Here is a 3,136-nt window from a genome sequence, read left to right as displayed (position 1 = left end):
CCAGCCAATAAAATCCGTAGCGTGCTTCATATGGGTTCGGCGGGCAAACAGACTGCCCGCTTGATCCTCATACTCCTCCCAAACGGGGTCTTGGGCTTGGGCATAGCCTTTGGCGGAGGAGGGGCGTGGGCCGGGAATAAAGCCTAGGTAATATTTGCGGTCCGGGCGCACATGGCTGCGAAATGAAGACTCCTGCTGAATAAATGACATCTGTGTGGCAATCGGTGTGCCCCATTTCTCTTCGGATTCCCGAGCATAGTCATACCAGCTTGGCTGCTCACGAAAGATTTCACAGATATTGCTCTGATCTTCCGGCGGGCTAGGTGCAAAAATTGCGCAGCCTGAAACTGCCAGCACGGCGCACAGCACCATCAATAGGCGAAGCGTTGAGAGAAGCACCGAATTATCAACAGGGTGGCGCATGGCAAAATCCTTGTGAATAAGTTTTTTTTACTAGGCATACAGTGTGATGCTCAACACGGTCTAAGCCTACCTCGCCTAGCGAAGTAGTAACTCTAAACAGCGGCGCAGCCGTTGGGCTTCACGCACTAATGTCTCTCCCGATAGCATGCCCACGCCCATTACCAATCCTGTCCGTGGGTCCTTGTCAGCGCACACGGGGCTTAGCGGGCGAACAATTAAGTGTTCTTTGAGCAGTGCTTGGGCAAGTGCTACATCATTAACCCCAGGCTCAAACTCAACGCACAAGCTAATCGCGCTAGTCGGGGGGGACACATTGCGTACTTTGGGTAGTGAGCTAATCTGGTCGTGCAGCACCTGCTGACGGCCTAGATAGTCGCGCTGGATGCGGCGACACCAGGCGTCTAAGTCACCATCAAAAATAAACTGCGCTAATACCGCTTGATCAAGCATACGGCCTTCGCGAAACAACTCGCTGCGTAGGCGGTTCATTGGACCTGCCAAATGGCGTGGCACCACCAAATAACCAAGCCGCAGGCCGGGAAACATCATTTTAGAGAATGAGCCTACCAGTAAATGGCGTTCCGAGTTGGGATCAAACAGCAGGTTAGTGTGATCGTCGCGGGTGAATTCGTAATCGTCTTCAACGATGTAGGTGGGCGATAACGCATCGCAAAACTGCTGCTTATGAGCAGCGCGTGTGGGTACGCTGAGCGGGTAGTGATGAGAGCCGGTCAAATATGCGAGCGCAATATTACCGGTCGTCTGCGGTAACTCATGCCCACTATCGGAATACCAAGGCAGCATCTCAATCGAAAGCCCTGTTGCAGTGAATACATTGCGTGCCCCCCAATAACAGGGCGATTCCATCGCCACGGTATCGCCCACATCGGCCAATGCCATGGCGCATAGCTCAATACCGTTATGGGTACCATCGGTGATGATGATCTGCTCAATATCGCAATGAATATTGCGCCAGCGCGCCAGAAACTCACGGATTGCACGCTTAAGCGGCCCATAGCCACCGGTAGAGTAAGAGAGCAGTAAGGCATTTTGCGGCACGGTGACGCTGGCATACAGCTGACGCCACTTGCGCATTGGAAACTGGGCGATATCCGGTATGCCAGGCACAAAGGCACCGCTTTGAACGGTGCTGGCGCCAGGCCAACGCAACACTTGTTGAGCGCGTTTTGAAAGTTGAACGCTGGTTGATGTGGTCGCGACAGAAGTTTCCTTCTTACAACTCCAAGTGCCCTTGCCATGAAACGTCGTTAGTAGGCCTTCTTCAATGAGCGAGGCTATGGCACGGGACAGTGTGTGTCGCGCAACGCCCAACGTTAATGCCAACTGACGGTGCGACGGCAATCGAGTTTGGTTTGGCCACGCCTTAGTAACCGCCTGCCTCAATGCCTGCTCCAGTCGTACTTGTTTGCTTAAACGCTCAGGTTGCTGGGCATAGTGTTTTACAAGCTGCTGTAACACGTCCTGGCGGTCCATTCACATCCTCTTATTGTCATGATGCTCCCCGTTTAGATAGTAAAACAGAAAAGTGGTCTGGTTGAACGCGAAAGTGGTGCATTCGTTCACCAGCGCATTACTGCTAGCGTGCATACCATGTTGCAGATCAGGAGAAGATCATGAGCTTTATCGAACAGTGGTTACACGATGCAGTACCCACCCTGGTGGGTGGCGAGTGGCGCAAGGGTCAACAGACCTTTGCCGTCGATAACCCCGCAACCGGCGAGACGATTGCCCGGGTTGCCGACTTAGGCGCTGATGACGCCCGCGATGCGGTGGCCGCAGCGTATGCCGCCGGGCCAGCCTGGCGCGCAACGCCAGTGAAACAGCGCTCGGCATTGCTGCGCCGCTGGTTTGAGCTGATCAATGAACACGCCGATGACTTAGCCCGCTTGATGACCCTGGAGCAGGGCAAGCCGCTAGCAGAAGCCAAGGGTGAAGTGACTTACGGCGCCTCATTTATTGAGTTTTTCGCTGAAGAAGCCAAGCGTATGGCTGGGGAAACCTTGCCTAGTCACGGCGCGGACAAGCGCCTCATGGTGCTGCGCGAGCCGGTCGGCGTGGTAGCAGCGATTACCCCGTGGAACTTCCCCCTGGCGATGATTACCCGCAAGTGCGCCCCGGCCTTGGCCGCAGGCTGCACTGTGGTGATTAAGCCCGCCGAAGCGACGCCGTTAACCGCGTTGGCAACGGCTTACTTGGCGCTTGAAGCAGGCCTGCCAGCCGGCACCATTAACGTGATTACCGCCTCAAAACCGGCAGCGGTGGGTGAAGTGCTCACCACCGACTCACGGGTGCGTAAAGTCTCGTTTACTGGCTCGACGCCGGTGGGTAAGCACCTGCTTGCTCAGTGCGCGAGCACGGTGAAGAAAACCGCTATGGAACTGGGCGGCAACGCGCCGTTTATCGTCTTTGATGACGCTGATGTGGATGCCGCCGTAGAGGGGGCGATTGCCTCAAAATTCCGTAATGCCGGGCAAACTTGCGTGTGCACCAACCGCTTCCTAGTACAGGACGGGGTTTACGACGCGTTTGTCAGCAAGCTGACCGAGCGTGTTAGCGCGCTGAAGGTCGGCGATGGTTTAACGGAAGGCAGCACCATCGGCCCGCTGATTAACCAAGCGGCGGTGGAAAAAGTGCAGCGTCACGTAGACGACGCGGTCAATCACGGCGCGCGACTGCTCTGCGGCGGTAAGCC

General features: G+C 55.6%; 3 protein-coding genes. 1 reads left to right on the top strand and 2 read right to left on the bottom strand.

Translation table 11 applies throughout. The annotated features are described in order from the left end of the window. Both INT22_RS20635 and INT22_RS09600 read right to left on the bottom strand, forming a co-directional pair. A partial coding sequence (locus INT22_RS20635; RefSeq protein ID WP_446718941.1) for a transglycosylase SLT domain-containing protein occupies positions 1 to 423 on the bottom strand: 423 nt, incomplete at its 3' end. 75 nt (positions 424 to 498) lie between these two features. Then, positions 499 to 1,917: an aminotransferase-like domain-containing protein gene (locus INT22_RS09600; protein ID WP_193068152.1), complete on the bottom strand. Its 1,419-nt coding sequence runs from the start codon at positions 1,915 to 1,917 to the stop codon at positions 499 to 501. A 140-nt stretch (positions 1,918 to 2,057) separates the two neighbouring features. Here INT22_RS09600 and INT22_RS09595 point away from each other — a divergent pair. Beyond that, positions 2,058 to 3,136, top strand: a 1,079-nt coding sequence (locus INT22_RS09595; protein WP_193068151.1) for an NAD-dependent succinate-semialdehyde dehydrogenase, incomplete at its 3' end; no start/stop codon positions are given.

Origin of the sequence: Halomonas sp. 3D7M (assembly GCF_014897885.1) — a bacterium.
Lineage (GTDB): Bacteria > Pseudomonadota > Gammaproteobacteria > Pseudomonadales > Halomonadaceae > Vreelandella.
This window is presented reverse-complemented; position numbering and strand designations above follow the sequence as displayed.